The 15,780-nt window shown below is 64.6% G+C and carries 20 protein-coding genes; 12 read left to right on the top strand and 8 right to left on the bottom strand.

Translation table 11 applies throughout. The annotated features are described in order from the left end of the window. The first annotated feature begins 80 nt into the window (after positions 1 to 80). On the top strand, positions 81 to 1,223 hold the full coding sequence (locus DSM104635_RS05285) for a DNA cytosine methyltransferase (RefSeq protein WP_158765201.1): 1,143 nt from the start codon (positions 81 to 83) through the stop codon (positions 1,221 to 1,223). Next, a complete protein-coding gene (locus tag DSM104635_RS05280; RefSeq protein ID WP_158765200.1) occupies positions 1,223 to 1,642 on the top strand; it encodes a very short patch repair endonuclease in 420 nt (139 codons plus the stop codon). Before DSM104635_RS05285 ends, DSM104635_RS05280 begins: the two co-directional genes overlap by 1 nt. Positions 1,643 to 1,925: 283 nt before the next feature. Here the strand turns inward: DSM104635_RS05280 and DSM104635_RS05275 are convergent, their stop codons facing one another. Continuing rightward, positions 1,926 to 3,308, bottom strand: coding sequence for a sensor histidine kinase (locus tag DSM104635_RS05275; RefSeq protein ID WP_158765199.1), 1,383 nt, complete (start codon positions 3,306 to 3,308; stop codon positions 1,926 to 1,928). A gap of 102 nt (positions 3,309 to 3,410) precedes the next feature. Between DSM104635_RS05275 and DSM104635_RS05270 the strand changes: the two genes are divergently transcribed. The 9 genes from DSM104635_RS05270 to DSM104635_RS05230 all read left to right on the top strand — a co-directional run bounded on the left by DSM104635_RS05270 (position 3,411) and on the right by DSM104635_RS05230 (position 7,631). Beyond that, the gene (locus tag DSM104635_RS05270) at positions 3,411 to 3,947 is read left to right on the top strand and encodes an SRPBCC family protein (protein ID WP_158765198.1); all 537 of its coding nucleotides are present in this window, start codon (positions 3,411 to 3,413) and stop codon (positions 3,945 to 3,947) included. Between the two features lie 90 nt (positions 3,948 to 4,037). After that, positions 4,038 to 4,694: a YiaD family glycine zipper/OmpA-like lipoprotein gene (locus DSM104635_RS05265; RefSeq protein ID WP_158765197.1), complete on the top strand. Its 657-nt coding sequence runs from the start codon at positions 4,038 to 4,040 to the stop codon at positions 4,692 to 4,694. Positions 4,695 to 4,761: 67 nt separating this feature from the next. Beyond that, entirely contained in the window at positions 4,762 to 5,229 is a 468-nt protein-coding gene (locus DSM104635_RS05260) for a COG3650 family protein (RefSeq protein WP_158765196.1), read from the top strand. Continuing rightward, entirely contained in the window at positions 5,226 to 5,627 is a 402-nt protein-coding gene (locus tag DSM104635_RS05255; protein WP_158765195.1) for a hypothetical protein, read from the top strand. The genes DSM104635_RS05260 and DSM104635_RS05255 overlap by 4 nt, the downstream gene beginning before the upstream one ends. 60 nt (positions 5,628 to 5,687) lie before the next feature. Continuing rightward, a complete protein-coding gene (locus DSM104635_RS05250; protein WP_158765194.1) occupies positions 5,688 to 6,362 on the top strand; it encodes a hypothetical protein in 675 nt (224 codons plus the stop codon). 188 nt (positions 6,363 to 6,550) lie between these two features. Next, complete coding sequence (locus DSM104635_RS05245; RefSeq protein WP_158765193.1) at positions 6,551 to 6,757, top strand: hypothetical protein; 207 nt, start codon at positions 6,551 to 6,553, stop codon at positions 6,755 to 6,757. 12 nt (positions 6,758 to 6,769) lie between these two features. Then, positions 6,770 to 6,979 carry a hypothetical protein gene (locus DSM104635_RS05240; RefSeq protein ID WP_158765192.1) on the top strand — a complete coding sequence of 70 codons (210 nt, stop codon included), beginning with the start codon at positions 6,770 to 6,772 and terminating at the stop codon, positions 6,977 to 6,979. After that, the gene (locus DSM104635_RS05235) at positions 6,976 to 7,170 is read left to right on the top strand and encodes a hypothetical protein (protein WP_158765191.1); all 195 of its coding nucleotides are present in this window, start codon (positions 6,976 to 6,978) and stop codon (positions 7,168 to 7,170) included. The genes DSM104635_RS05240 and DSM104635_RS05235 overlap by 4 nt, the downstream gene beginning before the upstream one ends. Before the next feature lie 23 nt (positions 7,171 to 7,193). Continuing rightward, positions 7,194 to 7,631, top strand: coding sequence for a fasciclin domain-containing protein (locus DSM104635_RS05230; RefSeq protein ID WP_158765190.1), 438 nt, complete (start codon positions 7,194 to 7,196; stop codon positions 7,629 to 7,631). On the opposite strand, the gene DSM104635_RS05225 is transcribed toward DSM104635_RS05230, so the two are convergent. Then, positions 7,620 to 8,579: a LysR family transcriptional regulator gene (locus tag DSM104635_RS05225; RefSeq protein WP_158765189.1), complete on the bottom strand. Its 960-nt coding sequence runs from the start codon at positions 8,577 to 8,579 to the stop codon at positions 7,620 to 7,622. The genes DSM104635_RS05230 and DSM104635_RS05225 overlap by 12 nt on opposite strands. Before the next feature lie 80 nt (positions 8,580 to 8,659). Here DSM104635_RS05225 and DSM104635_RS05220 point away from each other — a divergent pair, with 80 nt between their 5' ends. After that, positions 8,660 to 9,232, top strand: coding sequence for a DUF4440 domain-containing protein (locus tag DSM104635_RS05220; protein WP_228445881.1), 573 nt, complete (start codon positions 8,660 to 8,662; stop codon positions 9,230 to 9,232). Here DSM104635_RS05220 and DSM104635_RS05215 read toward each other — a convergent pair. From DSM104635_RS05215 to DSM104635_RS05190, 6 genes are all read right to left on the bottom strand, one after another. Continuing rightward, on the bottom strand, positions 9,210 to 9,980 hold the full coding sequence (locus tag DSM104635_RS05215; RefSeq protein WP_228445879.1) for a hypothetical protein: 771 nt from the start codon (positions 9,978 to 9,980) through the stop codon (positions 9,210 to 9,212). The two genes, DSM104635_RS05220 and DSM104635_RS05215, sit on opposite strands and share 23 nt — an antisense overlap. A gap of 46 nt (positions 9,981 to 10,026) precedes the next feature. Next, a complete protein-coding gene (locus DSM104635_RS05210; protein WP_228445877.1) occupies positions 10,027 to 11,409 on the bottom strand; it encodes a DEAD/DEAH box helicase in 1,383 nt (460 codons plus the stop codon). Positions 11,410 to 11,690: 281 nt separating this feature from the next. After that, positions 11,691 to 12,290, bottom strand: a complete 600-nt coding sequence (locus DSM104635_RS05205; protein ID WP_158765187.1) for a hypothetical protein — start codon at positions 12,288 to 12,290, stop codon at positions 11,691 to 11,693. 178 nt (positions 12,291 to 12,468) lie between these two features. Beyond that, positions 12,469 to 13,194, bottom strand: a complete 726-nt coding sequence (locus DSM104635_RS05200) for a sensor histidine kinase (RefSeq protein WP_158765186.1) — start codon at positions 13,192 to 13,194, stop codon at positions 12,469 to 12,471. 96 nt (positions 13,195 to 13,290) lie between these two features. Continuing rightward, complete coding sequence (locus DSM104635_RS05195; RefSeq protein ID WP_158765185.1) at positions 13,291 to 13,992, bottom strand: Crp/Fnr family transcriptional regulator; 702 nt, start codon at positions 13,990 to 13,992, stop codon at positions 13,291 to 13,293. Between the two features lie 616 nt (positions 13,993 to 14,608). Beyond that, positions 14,609 to 15,472, bottom strand: a complete 864-nt coding sequence (locus DSM104635_RS05190) for an RcnB family protein (protein ID WP_158765184.1) — start codon at positions 15,470 to 15,472, stop codon at positions 14,609 to 14,611. Positions 15,473 to 15,780 lie beyond the last annotated feature (308 nt).

Raw genomic sequence — 15,780 nt, 5'->3', positions numbered from 1 at the left:
TAATCCCAGGCCCCGCATCGGTTTTTCCCGTCCTGGCTACGGCATGGACGCCGAGGCCCTCGCGGGGTGACTATAGACGCATGAACCGTGATTCCGGCGCCCCACTTTATGAGTTTTTCGCGGGCGGAGGGTTGGCGCGCCTGGGGCTGGCCGACAGCTTCTCCTGCGTCTTCGCCAACGACATCGAACCGGCGAAGGCTTCGGCGTACCGGCGCGCCTTCGGCGACGAGACCATGCGCGAGGGCGACATCTGGAAGCTTTCGCCCGCCGATCTGCCTGGGCAGGCCGCTCTCGCCTGGGCCTCTTTCCCCTGCCAGGACCTCTCGCTCGCCGGCGAACGGCGCGGGCTGGCGGCGCCGCGTTCGGGTGCATTCTGGGGTTTTCATCAGCTGATCGAACGGCTCGCGCACGAGAAGCGTGCACCGGACGTGTTGGCGCTTGAGAACGTCTGCGGACTGTTGAGCTCGCACGGCGGCTCGGACTTCATGGCGCTGATTCATGCGCTCGACGATCTGGGCTATCGCGTCGGCGCGCTGGAGATCGACGCGGCGTTGTTCGCACCGCAATCGCGGCCGCGGTTGTTCGTGATTGCGTCGCGCAATGTGCCGGCGGCGCTGATCTCGAGCGGGCCGAGTGAGCCGTTTCACAGCCAGGGCATCCGCAACGTTGTCGCGCGTTTGCCGGACGGTTTGCGTAAGCGCTTCGTCTGGTGGCGGCTCGACACCCCACCGAAGCGCAATACGCGGCTGGCAGATGTGCTGGATGATGAACCGCAGGGCGTCGCGTGGCAGAGCCAGGAGCACACCGCGAAGCTGCTCGGCCAGATGAGCACGCTGCAGCGTGCTCGCGTCGATGCCCTGCGCGAGAGTGGACGGCGCGAAGTCGGCGCGGTGTTCCGGCGTATTCGCGTTGAACACGGCGAGCGGGTGCAGCGCGCGGAAGCGCGATTTGACGGCATTGCCGGCTGTTTGCGCACGCCGGCGGGCGGTTCGTCTAAGCAGCTATTGCTGTTCGTTGAGGGCGACCAAGTACGCTCGCGGCTGCTCTCGCCGCGCGAAGCGGCGCGGCTGATGGGGGTGCCCGAGCATTATCCGCTGCCGGCGGGTCAGACCGCGGCGCTGCATCTCGTTGGCGACGCGGTGTGCGTGCCGGTGGTGCGGTGGTTGTCGCAGCATTTGCTCGCACCGCTGGCGGGCGTTGGTATCGAACGCAAGAGCGCGTGATGCGCGCTGACGTGTTCGATGCCGAGAAACGTTCGGCAGTGATGCGCGCGGTGAAGTCGTCCGATACGGCCCCCGAGCGCGCGGTGCGCGCGGCGGTGCGGACTGCGGGGTTTGCGCGACGCTATCGGCTGCAGGGCGCGCATCTGCCGGGCAAGCCTGATCTCGTGTTTACATCGCTGCGCAAGGTCGTGTTCGTGCACGGCTGCTTTTGGCACGGCCACGATTGCAAGCGCGGCACGCGTCAGCCGAAGGACAACGCCGCGTACTGGCGCGGCAAGATTGAGCGCAATCGCGCGCGCGATCTCACATCTTTGCGCGCATTGAAGCGCGATGGCTGGTCAGCGTTGGTGGTGTGGGAATGCGAGACGCGCGATGAGGCAGCGCTGACGCGGCGGCTCGCCGCGTTCTTGAAGCGATAGCGCCTCCGCCGCCGGACTGGATGAGAGATCGGCGGCGGAGGCGCTCGGAGCGGTGACGACACGGGAGGACGCGCGCCTCCACTCCAATTCGGTGCGCTCGGCGGCCATGAGCGCGGCGAGAGGCCCCGCGCCGAGCATTAGAACGACGGCCAAGACCGGCGCGTCCGCTAGCGGCTTGGCAGCATGGCTGCGATCACGATCAAGGCGTTCTCCTACTTGCGATTCACTCGCAATAGCAAACCATGCGGAGGCAAGAGCCGTCAAGCGCCGGGCGCTTTGGCGTTCAGGCGACCGGGCTTGAGGCGGCCTGAACGAGGACAGGGGCTTCAACCGTGAAGGCGAACATTGAGCCTTGGCCGATATCGCTCTTCGCGTTGATCTGGCCGCCCATCAGTTTGGCGAGCCGGAGCGAGATGGTGAGGCCAAGGCCAGGACCCTCGCCTTCCATGCAGAGTTTGGCGCGCCCAAAGATTTGCGCGAGCTGCGAGCGCGACATGCCAGCGCCGGTGTCGGCGATGGCGAAGTTGAGCCGCGCGCGGCCAGCTTCCGCATTGAGTACGCTGACGCGCACGCGCACGCCGCCATGGGTGGTGAAGCGAACAGCATTGGCGAGCAGATTGAACAGCACTTGGCGCACGCGCGAAGGATCAAGCGCCACGCGCACAGGCACATCGGGCGCGATGTCGAGGAAGAGCTCGAGATTCTTGTCGGCCGCGGCTGTCTTGAAGGCGGCGACAACGCCGCGCGCGAGTTCGCGCGGGTCGGTCGGTTTGGTTTCGATTCGGAGCTGGCCGTTTTCGAGATTGTCGAGATCGGAGAGATCGTCGAGCACCATCTTCAGCACTTCGCCCGCTTGAACGATCGCGGCGATGTGCGAGCGCGCTTGCGGGCTGACGGCGGCGCGATGCAAGTGTTCGGCGGCGCCGACGAGGGCCGCCATTGGCGTGCGCAATTCGTCATTCATACGCCGAATTGTATCGGTTTTCGCGGCTGCGGCGGCGGCAGCGGCTTGGCGCTCGCGCATGGCGGAGGCCTCGGCTTGCGCTTGCGCGGCGTCGGAGGCGAGCAAGCTTTTCCAGAGATTGACGCCGAAGCCGAGCAGCAGCAACCCGCCGACCATCGGCATCAGATCAAGCGAATTGCTGGCGCCGTTCATCACGTACTCGGCGATCGGCAAGCCAAGCATTGTCGCGATCGTTGGGCCGATGCCCGCGATCGAGAGCGCGGTGTTCGAGCGCAAGGTCGCGGCGGAGTTGGCGAGCCCGCCGCAGATATAAATCACCGCCAGGGTCTCGCCTGGCACGTAGGGCGCGAACCACAGCAGTGCAGCCATGATGTTGCCGTAAGCGCTTTGCGCGGCGGTCCATACAACCGCGCCGCTGAGATTGTGTGGCGGATCGCCAGCGAGCGCCCGCCGCAGCAGATTTTTGTAGATCGCGCGATCGCCGAGGATGACGAACACAAGCCCCGCCCACCACACGAAGGCCCAGAGGTTGTTGAGCAGCGACGCAGCGACGATGGCGACGATCGCGGACGAACCCAGGCGCAGCCACGAATTGCCGATGCGCGCGTTGCCTGCCGCGATCAGTCCGCGGGCGCGTTTGGCCTTCGCCTCGGCAAGCGAGGCGGCCACGTCGGCAGGCGAGATCGTTTCGGCGTCGGTCAAAGCGGCTGAGAGTCTGACAGCGGCTAGCTGAAGCTTGGTTAATGTTGGAGTTGAACGATCGTTCAAAGTGCGCTTCTCTCGTCCTCGTTCGGGAGAGACTTCATGCGTTTCATCGCCGCTCTGATCGCGCTCGTTTGCGTCGCCGCGCCGGCGAGGGCTGAGGTTGCGTCGGTCTCGCCGACCGGTTTCGTGATCCAGGCTGAAGCGGACGTCGCAGCATCTCCTGCCGAGACCTGGCGCAGGCTGACGCGGATCGAGCGGTGGTGGAGTTCTGCTCACACATATTCAGGCGATGCACGGCGGTTGAGCCTCGATCCGCGCGCTGGCGGGTGCTGGTGCGAGCGTTGGGGTGACGGCCAATCCATCGAGCACATGCGGGTCGTGCTGGTGATGGAGAATGAGGGCGTTCAGACCCTGCGGGCCGTTGGCGGGCTGGGGCCGCTGCAGGAGATGGGGGTGAACGGCGTGTTGACCTTCACGGTTGCGCCACACGCTTCTGGGGCGAAAATCACCATGACCTATCGCGTCACGGGTGACGCGGCGTTAGGGCTAGACCAGATCGCGGCTGGGGTAGATGGGGTGCTCTTGGAACAATTCGGCCGTCTCAGCCGATATAGCACCACGGGCTCGCCGGAATAATTTGCGCCGTTCATTGCCGGCTCAGATTGGCGGTATCAGTTTCCGTAGTGATCGGGCAGGTTCCGCCCGCCCAGGGATGGAGGGATTTCTATGATCCGTAAGTTTGTAACCGGCCTCGCGGCCGTGATGTTTCTCGTTAGCTGCACCAACGTCGATCCGGTCACGGGCGAGCGTACGCGCAACAACACCGGCACGGGCGCCATCATCGGCGCCATCGTCGGAGCGGGTGCGGGCACGCTGGCTGGCGGTGACGACCGTCGTAACGCGCTGATCGGCGCTGGCATCGGCGCGCTCGCCGGTACTGCGATCGGCAACTACATGGACCGCACGTATCAGAATCTGCGTGAGCGTCTCGCCGGCACCGGCGTTGGCGTGACGCGCGTTTCGCAGAGCCAGATCCTGCTCAACTTCCCAGCCGACCTCACGTTCGACTTCAACAGCGATGCTGTGAAGGGTCAGTTCGTGCCGACGCTCCGGAACGTTGGCAGCATCCTCACCGAATACAATCAAACGACGGTCGACGTGTACGGCCACGCTGACTCGGTTGGTTCGGATGATTACAACCAAGGCCTTTCCGAGCGTCGCGCCATGAACGTTGGTTCGGTTCTAATCTCGGGTGGCGTGATCCGTCAGCGTTTGGTCGCCGAAGGCTTCGGCGAAGCGCGTCCGGTTGCGTCGAATGCGTCTGATGATGGCCGCGCGCGCAACCGCCGCGTGGAAGTTTACATCAGCGCGTTCACGGGCTGATGCCACGTTAGTGACAAGAGACGCCGCCACGTTCACGCGTGGCGGCGTTTTTGTTTGGAGATCCAAGATGCGCGCACTTGTTTTCGTGTTGGCGTTGGCGGCGTGTTCGCAGCAGACCGAAGCGCCGAGTGAGCCTGCTGCAGAGACGCCCGTCCCTGCTGCTGAAGCAGCGGCGGCAAGCAATGATCCTGCGACGAACTTGGCGCGGATGCCGGCGCCGGATGGGCTTCGCGCGGCGGGCGTGGATTTCCGTGCGGTTGGCCAAGAGCCGGGCTGGCTGCTCGACATCTACACCCGCGGCGTCATCAAGATGGTCTGGGCGTATGGCGAGAATTACGCCGAGTTCGCCGTTGAGGCGCCGAACACTGCGCAAGAGGGGGCGACGCGGTATGAAGCTTCGTCCGATGGGCGCTCACTTGTCGTCACGATCCGGCGCGCGCCTTGCCAGGACGCGATGAGTGGTGAGGCCTATCCTGCGACGGTCGAAGTCGTGATTGATGGGATGACGCTGAACGGTTGTGGGCGCAGCGTTTGATCCGCGCTGCCCTCCTTGCGCTGGTGTTGGCGGCGTGCACGAGCGCGCCGCCAGAATTGCCCGCGCCGATATTGCCGCAGCGCGCAGGCACGGATTCTATCGTGGCGCTGCGCGCGGAAGGCGTGCGCTACATGGCGGTCGGTGAAGACCGGTTCGTGCTGCGCATCTATGACGACCGCATCTCGTTCGCGCGCGCGGGTGAGGACGAACTGACCTTCCCGCAGGCCGAGCCAATCCTTCCGCGGTGGCGCGGCGAGATTCTCGAGAGTGAAGCGGACGGGCATCGCTTGCGCGTCGAAATCCGCAGCACCGGCCGTTGCGAGGGCAAGAACGGACGCGACACCGTTGAAGTTACGCTCGACGGCGAGGCATTTAGCGGTTGCGGGCGCGCGTTTTGAGGTGACGCGTGTCACGCGGCTTGGCTTGACCACGCGCGCGCCTTTCGCTTGATGACGGCCATGACAGACGTAAGCCTGCCCGGCGCACAAGTGACCGAGGCCAATCTCGCTTTGAAGCGCATCCTCACCGCGGCGTGGCTCGCGGTGATCGCCGGCGTTTTAGTGCAGATGATCGTGGTCGGCGTGCGCGCGTGGGCGGGCGGCGTGATTGAGCAGATCGGGTTTGCCGCCGAGATGGCGCAGGCGGTGACCTGGTCGGCGCTGGTGTGTGCGGCGATTGCGGTGGGGACGCTGGCGTCGAAGTCGCGGCAGCAGTTTGCGGGTTTGATCGGGCTGTTTGCTGGGCCGTTGGCTTGGGCGGCGGCGAAGGGTGTGCAGAAGGGCGTGCAAGCTTTGGCCGGCGCGCCGCAGGACCAGCTTACGCCGCTGTTCTGGTCTGTGTGTGCGTGGAAGGGCATCGAATACGCGGTGCTGGGCTTTGGCCTGGCGGCGATCGTGGGCCGAGCGGAGGCGCGGCTTGGCTCGTACATCACGTTTGGCGCCCTACTTGGATTGCTGAGCGCGTGCATCGTGATTGCGCTCAATTTGGCCAATGCGACGCTTGCTGGTGGCAGCGTGCCCGGGCCGAAGATCGCGAGCTTGTTTGCCAACGAGCTCTTCTTTGCAACAGCGTGCAGCATGGTGATCTACACGGCGCAGGCGTTGACGCGGAATTTGGCGATTCTGAAGACTTAGCGCGCTGGGCCGCGCGAAGCCCCTGGGCATGCGTTGCGAGAGATGCGACTTCCCTCCCGCAAGTGCGAATAAACCCGACACGCCGGGCGAACCGTGGTAGGGTCACAAATCAGCAACAAGAACGACTGCGATTGCCGTCCGTGAGGGCGGCCAATTTCGCGTGCGTTTTTTGCGACGCCGGAGACGCCATGCCTATTCCTGGAGAGATGCTGCGACGTGGCTGGGGCGTGTTGCGCCTGACGCCGATGCATTTGGCTGGAATCTTTTCGTCGAGCGTCGAGGCGGAGGCTTTGGCCCAGAACCTCGGCCCCGATTACGTGGTGAAGTACGGCGAGCACACGCCAGGGTCGGCTGAGTTCAACTTCGCCAATAGCACCGAAACACCGTCCGTCTGAATTGGAGCAGCAGTGGCCTTCATCGTGAACTCATCGCCCGGCGCCGGTTTGCGCTTCGAGGCCAGCGCCACGTTGGACGATCCGAAAGCGGCGCTGGATTGGGCGATCGGACTGGAACGACGCGGCATGCGGCTGGTGCGCATCCGCGATACGGCCACGGGCCAAGTGTTCGACGAGAAAGCACTGCGCGACGAAATCAAACGCCTGCAGACCGTGGGATGAGCAAACTCCGCCTGCTGCAAGAATCTACCGCCGCGGACAAAGCTTGGATGGCCGAAGTGGGCGCCGTGTTCGGTGAGCGCGAGGCGGGCCTGGCGCGGTTTCAGGGTCGCGCGAACGGCGAGCCGGGATCGCGGCTGCGCGAACTTTACGATTGCTATGTGAAGGCGCGCGACGCCTACGGCGCGCAATGACGCCTCAACCCAAGGACACGAGAATGAGCGCACTTTCCGTTGTGAGCGTGGCCGATCGAGCCGGCTTCCATATTTTCGCCAACGCGCTGCGCGCGAGCGATCTCGGCGCAAAGCTGGAAGGCGCGGGGCCGTTCACCGTATTTGCGCCATCTGACGCAGCGTTTCAGAAATTCTCCCCGGCGGCGCTCGATGCGCTTTTGAACGACGACCGCGAGCACCTCAACACCGTGCTGGGCTACCATTTCGCGGCTGGGAAAGTGCTGACCACGAAGCTGACCGGCAAGCGCATTCGCGCGGTGATGCATGCGGGCGGCGATGTGATCATCGATGGACGCACGGACCTGCGCGTCAACGCGGCGCGGTTGGTGAAGCCGGATCTGGGCGCGCGCAACGGCGTGGTGCATGGGATCGACGGCGTGCTGTGGCCGCGCGAAGCGGCGGCGGCGGTGTCAGCGTCTTGAACGGCGCGCCTTTGCGGCGCGCTCCAGTTCGGCGCTGAACCAGGCGAGACCGGCATCCTTTAGCGCTACGGTCGGCGCGACCAATGTCAGCTTGAAATGCGGCAGCTTGATCTCCGGCTCCACGGCGATGATGCCGAACCGCGCGCCGTGCATGGCGACGAAGCTGCGCGGCAGCGCGGAGATGAGATCGGTGTCGGCGAGCGTCGCCAGCGCAAACATGAAGTTCGGCACTGTGAGCGCTACGCGGCGGGCGAGCTTGCGCTTGACGAGCGCGTTGTCGACGAACCCGTAGGCGTCGCCAGTGTCGGAGACGACGAGGTGCTGGGCCGCGCAGTAGCCCTCCAACGTAAGCTTGCGCGCGAGCGGATGCTTGGCGCGGAGCGCGAAGACAAAATCTTCCTCGTAGAGCGCGCGGGTCGTGAAGCGGATGGGGACGTCGTCCGTTGGCATGATGGCGACGTCCATGGCGCGGGATTCGAGTTCGCCGAGTGCATCGCGCCAAGCGAGACCGGGCTCGTGTTCGCCTTGCTTGGGCAAGAGCTGACGGACGGCAATGTCGATGTTTGGAGCGGCGCTTTGCAAGCGCGCGAGCAGCGGCGGCAGGATGACGGCGGAGATGCCGTCGGGCGCGCCGATCACGAAACGCCGCGTGGAGTTCGCTGGATCGAACGGCTTTGCGGTGGCGACCACGCCCCTCACCCGCGCGAGGATGTCGGCGATCTGCGGCGCGAGTGCGTTGGCGCGATCAGTGGGTTCGACGCCCTTTGGGGTTTTGAGGAACAGCGGATCGTCGAGCATGCGGCGGAGGCGCCCGAGGCCGTGGCTGACGGCGGAAGGCGAGAGATTGAGCCGCTCGGCTGCCCGGCCAACGTGGCGAGTGTCGAGCACGGCTTCGAACAGGACGAGCAGGTTGAGGTCGGTCCGGGATAGGTCAGTTTCGTTCAGCATATCGCTGAAATCGTATCATTAGATTCATGAGGCTTGAAGCGCGATGTTGGGGGCCTGGCGGGTTTGCCAGGAGGTTTTTGATGTTTGTGTTGCCCACCCTGTCGCCGGCGTTGTCGCGCCGCGCGGCGCTGACCTTGGGATTGATGCTGCCGTTCGCGGGACGCGCGGCGGCGGACGAAGGAGAGTCTGGAATGAACAGCAATGACGCAGCGCACCTGCGGCGGCGCGCGGCGGAGGCCAACGACGCGTTCGTCGCGGGTGACATGCGGCGCTGGTACGCGCTGGCGAGCCCGATGGGCCGTGATTTCACACTGATGGCGCCGTTCGGCGGCGCGCCGAGCCATGGCTTCGATGGCAGCGATGCACATCTCGATGCGATGGCGCGGCGGTTTACCGGCGGTAGCGCTGCGTTCGAGTTGATCGAAAGCTATGCGACGCCGGACATGGTGGTGATGGCGTTCATCGAGCGGCAGCGCGCGGAAGTTGGCGGCCTGCCGGAGCAAGATTGGTCGTTGCGGGTGACGCAGGTTTATGCGCGGCGCGAGGGCGAATGGGTGATGGTGCATCGCCACGCCGATCCGCTGACGCATCCGCGGGATATGGCTGAGACGGCGGCGCTGGCGCGGGGAGTCAACGCAGCTTCAGACGCTTGATCTCGGCTTTGGAGAGTTGGCGCTTTTCGGAGGCGTAGACGTCTTCGCGGCCGTAGAGTTCGGCGAGGCCGAGCTTGCTCAATTTGGCGCTGCGCACGACGTCGGAGTATGGCGTTTCGATGTAGTTCACGCGGCCATGGCGATCGGTGATGGTTTGACGGCCGATCTTTGCAAGCTTCACTTCCCACCAATCGTTGCCGAAGAGGTGCGCTTGGGTCTTGGCGTCGATGACGCGCATGCGTTCAGCGCGGGCGGCCTCTTCCGCGATGCGCGCGGCGCGGCGAACGGCGGACAGGCGCTTGTATTTGTCGTTCTTGCGCAGCAGGCCGGTGCGCGGGTGGACGTAGTAGAGGCACCAATCTTCGCTCAGGGCGCGCTCGCCGCCAACGTGCGGCGTGACCATCACGGCGCCGGCCTTCATGCGCGTCTTGGTGGCGACGAAATCATCCACGTGCTGGAGGATGTGCTGCTGAACGGTGGAGGTCGGCTTCACGTGTTCGGCGATCTCGGAATAGACCTTGTTCCACGGGCGGCCGACATTCGAGGCGAGATAGCGCTTCAGTGGGTTCAGCGTGTCGCTGAACTGCTTGTTGCGTGGCTCACGGCCTTTGGGCTCGCGGGCGCCCTTCGCTTTGATCGGTTCGCCATCGTCATCCACGAGCGCACGCGAGCGACCGGGGCGCAGACCCGCGACCGCCCGGCCCCGACGAGGCCGCTCCACGATGAGTTTCGACATGTCCTTACGCATGGGGCGCGCGGTTTAGGCGCGCGCCCGCATGGTCGCAAGTGAAAAGTTAGACGCGCGCCGGTCTGCGCTTCAGGCGGCGTGGCGGGCCGGCGTTGGACCAGACGTCGTTGCCTTTGCGGTCGCGACGGTCGCCCTCTTCGCGCGCGCTGCTCGGCGCGTGGCCTTGCTTGGCGTGCGCTTTGCCGTGCGTCTCTGAAGCGTGATGCTTCTTCGGCGCGTGCTTGCGTTGTTGCTGCTGGCCGTTGCGGCCGGCGGGGCCTTTCGGGCGGACTGGGCGGTCGTCCGCGCGCGGAGCGCGGAGCGACATGTCGGTTTCCATCACGGGCACCGGTTGCTTGGTCAGGCGCTCGATGTCCTTCAGGTATGCGCGTTCGTCGGGCGCGCAGAAGGAAATCGCGATGCCGTCCGTACCGGCGCGCGCGGTGCGGCCGATGCGGTGGACGTATTGCTCCGGCACGTTGGGCAGATCGAAGTTGATGACGTGTGTGATGTCATCGACGTCGATGCCGCGGGCGGCGACTTCGGTGGCGACCAGGATGCGGGTCTTACCACGCTTGAAGTCGTCCAGCGCACGGGTGCGTTGGCCTTGGCTTTTGTTGCCGTGGATGGCGCCGGTGTTGAAACCCGCGCTTTCCAGCTTATTGGCGACGCGGTCAGCGCCGTGCTTGGTGCGGGCGAACACCAGCGCGCGCTTCATGCCCTTGTCGGCGAGCATGGCGTGCAGCAGGTCCTGCTTCTTCGACTGATCGACGTGGACAACAACTTGTTGGACGCGCTCGGCGGTGGTCGATTGCGGCGCAACCGAGATTTTTTCCGGGCGATCCAGGAATTGCGCGGCGAGTTCTTCGATCGCCGGCGGCATGGTGGCGGAGAAGAACAGTGTTTGGCGCGCACGCGGCAGGATGGTCGCGATTTTGCGCAGGTCGTGGATGAAGCCCATGTCCATCATGTGATCGGCTTCGTCGAGGACGAGAATTTCAACCTTGTCGAGACGGATCGAGCGCTGGCTGACGTGGTCAAGCAGACGGCCCGGCGTGGCGACGAGGATATCGACGCCGCGGAACATGGCTTGCTTTTGCTTGTGCATCGACGCGCCGCCGAAGACGACGGTGGTCGAGAGGCCGAGGAATTTGCCGTAGGCGCGGAAGCTGTCGCCGATTTGGGCGGCGAGTTCGCGCGTTGGGGCGAGCACCAAAGTACGGCACGACTTTTCGCCCGCGTGTTTGCGGTTCTGATGCAGGCGATCGAGGATCGGCAGCGCGAACGCCGCGGTCTTGCCGGTGCCGGTTTGGGCCAGACCGATCAGGTCGCGGCCCTTCTGCACGATCGGCAGCGCCTGGATCTGGATCGGAGTTGGAGTGGTGTAGCCCTCGGCCTCAAGCGCCTTCAGGATCGGCGCGGAAACGCCGAGGTCTTGGAATGTGATCACGTAAAAACTTTCGAGCCGGCACGCGTCATCGCGTGGGCCCTGTCAGGTCTGGAACGATGCGACGGCGAAGAAAGGCGGCGAGCTAGCTATTTAGCGCTCAAAGCCGAACGTCGATGGTGGCGTTCCGTGGGACCGCGTTCGCCGGCTCTCTTTGGCCAGGAACGGTCGCTGAGGCGGGATATCGGGGGAAAAGGCTAAGAAGTCAATAAGACAGAACGGATAGCTGCCCCGCTTTGGGCCGGCTTTGCGACGTTTCAAGCGCAAAGCGGGGAAGCTTCGCGCTATCCGAGCGTAGAGACTTCGCAGCGCCGCAAGCGCGAGCGGGTCGCATGAGGCGCAGGTCTCGTCGAGGTTAACCCGACCGTCACGGGCCGAGCGGCGCCTGCGGGCACCATGATGACGCCCCTACCTGACTCCCACACGACCGGAAGATCCTGCGTCCCGGCGCCCGACAACGAGCCGTTCGCCGCCGCAATGCGCGCGCTCCACGTGACGACTTCGCGGCTCAAGTCGCAGATGATCAGATAGCGCGTGCTCGCCGCTGCTCGAAAGTTGAGAGCGATCCAAGCGTTCTCACTGAACGAGATGTGGTCCCTGCCCCAGTCCATCTGCCCCTCCATCACGGAGGCGGTCATGACCAGTTGGCCGTTGTTGAAGCTGGGGGCCATCGGCGTGACCCAGGCAGTGCCGCTAATGGCCGCATTTGGTCCTGCAAGGCGGCGCGCGATCTCGGCTCTCGATTGAGTCGTGATTTCCGCCAGCGCCGGCGTAACGGGCGTTACCCCCGTCGGACGCTGAAGAACTTGCGCGTTTGCAGACACGGTCAAAGCCGCCGCTGCGCAAAGGCAGGCCAAAATCGTGCGAATGCCGAGCTTCGTCATCGCGCCGCTCCTGTGTGAAATTTCGCCCTCGCATGCGAACTATGGCGCGGCTTCCGGGGCCCGGCAAGCGGGTACGGTCAAGCCAAATCGAGCTGATGAAGCGCAATGATTCCGAAGGGGTTTTAGCGGGATCGCTCAACCGCAACGCTCACCAAGGCATTGCGCGATGGGCCAGCGCTTAAGCGCTCGCGCCGTAGGGCGCGGAGAGCGTGAAGCGGGCGCCGGGCGGGCTTTCGATGTTGAGCTTAGCGCCGATCTTCGCGGCCATCATGCGCACGAGCTTCATGCCGTAGCCGCCGGCTTTGTCATGATCAGCAGGCAGGCCCGCGCCATCGTCGGCGACGACGACGCGCAGTTCGCCATCCACGCATTTCAGCTCGACGTGGACAGTGCCGCTGCGGTCTGCCGGGAAAGCATGGCGGAGTGCGTTGACGACCAATTCGTTCACCGCCAGCACAACGGGCTGCGCCACTGCGATCGGGGCTTCGAGCGGCTCAACGTTGACGATGACCTTCACCCGGATCGGATCGCCGGCCATGGCGTGCAAAGTCAGGCACATGGTCTCAACCAGCGCGCCGAGATTCACTTTGTTGGAGCTGCCATTGAGCTGCAGCGCGTCGTGCATGCGCGCGATGGCTTGAACGCGGGCGGTGGCGGCGTGGAGAGCGGCGCGCGCGGTCTCGCTGGTCTCACGGCGCTCCTGCATGCCCATCAGGCTGGCGACGATCTGGAGGCTGTTCTTGATGCGGTGATCGCCCTCGCGCAGCGCGAGTTCGTGCCGAGAGGCCAGTTCTTTCGCCTCAGCGCAAAGCCGGCGCAGCCGGGCGTTTTCGACCAGCAGCGCCTTGACGCCGTACGAACTGCCAGGTGGCGGCGCGTCTAGTTCCAAGCAACTCTCACTCACGGCCTTTTTCCCTTAGCCGAGGGAACAAAAGACTCATTTCGCACGCGAGTCTGTGCGCGAACCGACTCATTACCGAATTTCTTTGTAATTTCGGCTCTAGCTGAGCGGGACGGCGGCAGGCTTTGTGTCGAGAGGGTGTTCGCCAAACAGCGCGCGATATTCGCTCGCCACCGCCCCGTAGCACTCGCAAGCCGCGTTCTCGAGGCCGACCCGGTCGAGGATGGTGATCCGGCCGTGCTGATAGCGGATGACGCCGGCCTTTTGCAGCGTGCTCGCGGCAATACTGACGGTGGAACGGCGGACGCCCAACATGACGGCGATAAGATCCTGGGTGAGCGATAATTCTGCGACATCGCTGCGATCGTGCGCGGCGAGCAGCCAGCGGGCGAGGCGCTGGCCCAGTTCATGGTGCGCATTGCAGGCGGCGGTTTGCGCCACCTGGACGTGGAAGACATGGGTGTAGCGCAGCAAGAGATCGCGCAGGTGCGGCGCTTGCGCGGAGACGTCCTTCAAGGCGGACGCGGTCATGCGATACGCCGCGCCTGGGGTCTGGCACATCGTCTCGCTGTATGAATTTGTGGCGCCAAGCACGACTGAAACGCCGGCTACGCCTTCCGCGCCGATTAGGCCGATCTCCAGCGGGGCGCCGTCGGAAAGCATTGTGAGCACGGAGATGAAGCCGTTTTCGACGAAGTAGATGCTCTCGATCGGCTCGCCGGCGCGGTGAAGCGATTGGCCCAGCGTGAGGTCTACGCGGTGCAGTTTCTCAGCAATGAGTTTGAATTCCCCAGCCGGCAAGGCCGCGAGTATCCTGTTTCGGGTAACGGCTTGAATGGGGTGAGGCACATGGAGCTCCCGCAGGCGGGAGCACGAGCATCTCTCAGCCGGCCCTGCGCCAAAACGGGAGGGACCGATGGTGGTACAATGCACCAAACCGTGGAATGGGGCCAGTAGAAGCGCGGGAAATCGAACAAAGCCACGCTTGGTGGACGAGTTGCGCACCTTAGGGGCAATTACTGGGCGCCGATGTGTACGCCATCGCGCCGCGCACGAGACGCCGGACAGCGAAACGGCCTCCCTGATGCACCAGAAGACCGTTCGCGTTGCAGGGTAGAAGAAGCCCCCCGGCTCCATCGACGTGACTAGATTTGGGGCCACGCGCGGTCGGTACGGCGCCGCACATGGCTGGTCGAAAGCTGCAGATAACTTCCGCGACGCGTCCGTGCGGCGCCGAACAGACACAGGCTAAGTGCGGTGCAAATGTTGGCGGCGGCGCTGGGGACCCGCTTCCTCCGCATCAGCCGGCGCCATCTCGAGCGGCTTCCTCATCGCCGGGGGAGCCGTTTTCGTGTCAGGCGCGCAAAAGCCGCTCCGGACACTACTCCGAAACGGCCTTCACTTCCCTGCAGATCTGTTAGCGCGTGTTGTTCAGGATCACTGCGGTGATCAGACCGCCCGCGATGGCTGCGAGCAGAAGGTCGCCGCTGTCGTTGCGAACCCAATGTTGCCCACGCGGCGGCGCGCGCAGGCGACGATCTGTTCGGTAATCCACTTCGGAATACCGATCCTCGTAATAGCCCAGGCGTTGGCCACGCTGCCAAGGCTGATAGCCGTAAACAACATCATCGCGGTCGTAGCGGCCTTGAGGCGGCGGACCGAAAGTCCACTGATTGTCACGATAGTAGCCGTTGTGCCGGCGATCGTCCCAACGCGAGTCGTTGCGTGCGTCGCGCCATGACTGGCGGCGATCGCGCGGTTCGTTGCCGCTGACCACGACCTGCATGATGCGGCCCGAGCGGTTGATGAGCAGGTAGTCGCCGCGATCATCGACCACCCAGCGCAAGCCACGCGGTGGGCGGCGCAATTGCGCACGGCGATAATCCACTTGCTCGAAGCGGCTGCCATAATAGCCGAGCGATTGGCCTACCGCCCAAGGGCGATACCCCAGCTCAAAATCCGCGCGTCCGTAGCGATCCGCTGAAGGCGGGCCGTAGGTCCAGCGGCCGTTTTGATAGTAGCCGTTGTGACGGTCGTCGTCCCAGCGGGACTCGCGGTTGTCGTCTCGCCAGGATTCGCGGCGGTCGCGGTGATCGCCGCGGCGGGCGTCTTCGCGGTCGTCGTCGCGGTCTTGCGCCTGCCGGTTTGGGCCTTGGTATTGCGCGTGCTGGACCATTTGGTCGTTGCGCAGCAGATCTTGCTGAGCGGACGCCGCACTGATCGCGAGCGGGCTCGCGAGCGCCATCGTCGCGGCAGCGGCGAAAAGAGTACTCTTTTTCATTGGGGGGATTCTTTCTAACGTCGCTCAACGTTTGAGATGGCGTTAGGGGGCCGTTGCTGAACGCATGTCAGTCCGTACGGCGTCGCACACTTTGCGTGGGCGACTTCGCTTGCAACGCCGTTGCAGTTTTCGTGCGGCGCCGAACAGACAGCAACCAAGGCCGGTGCAACATTGGTCGCGGCGCTGGAGAACACCTCCCCCACACCCGTGACCCGACGCCCCGCTACGACGGCTCCCTCACCGCCGAGGGGGCCGTTTTTGCAGCAAATTTGTGCAGGCAGCAGACTTCGCGCCTCCCCGCCATTGAC

It is taken from the genome of Terricaulis silvestris (assembly GCF_009792355.1).
Classification (GTDB): Bacteria; Pseudomonadota; Alphaproteobacteria; order Caulobacterales; family Aquidulcibacteraceae; genus Vitreimonas; species Vitreimonas silvestris.
This window is presented reverse-complemented; position numbering and strand designations above follow the sequence as displayed.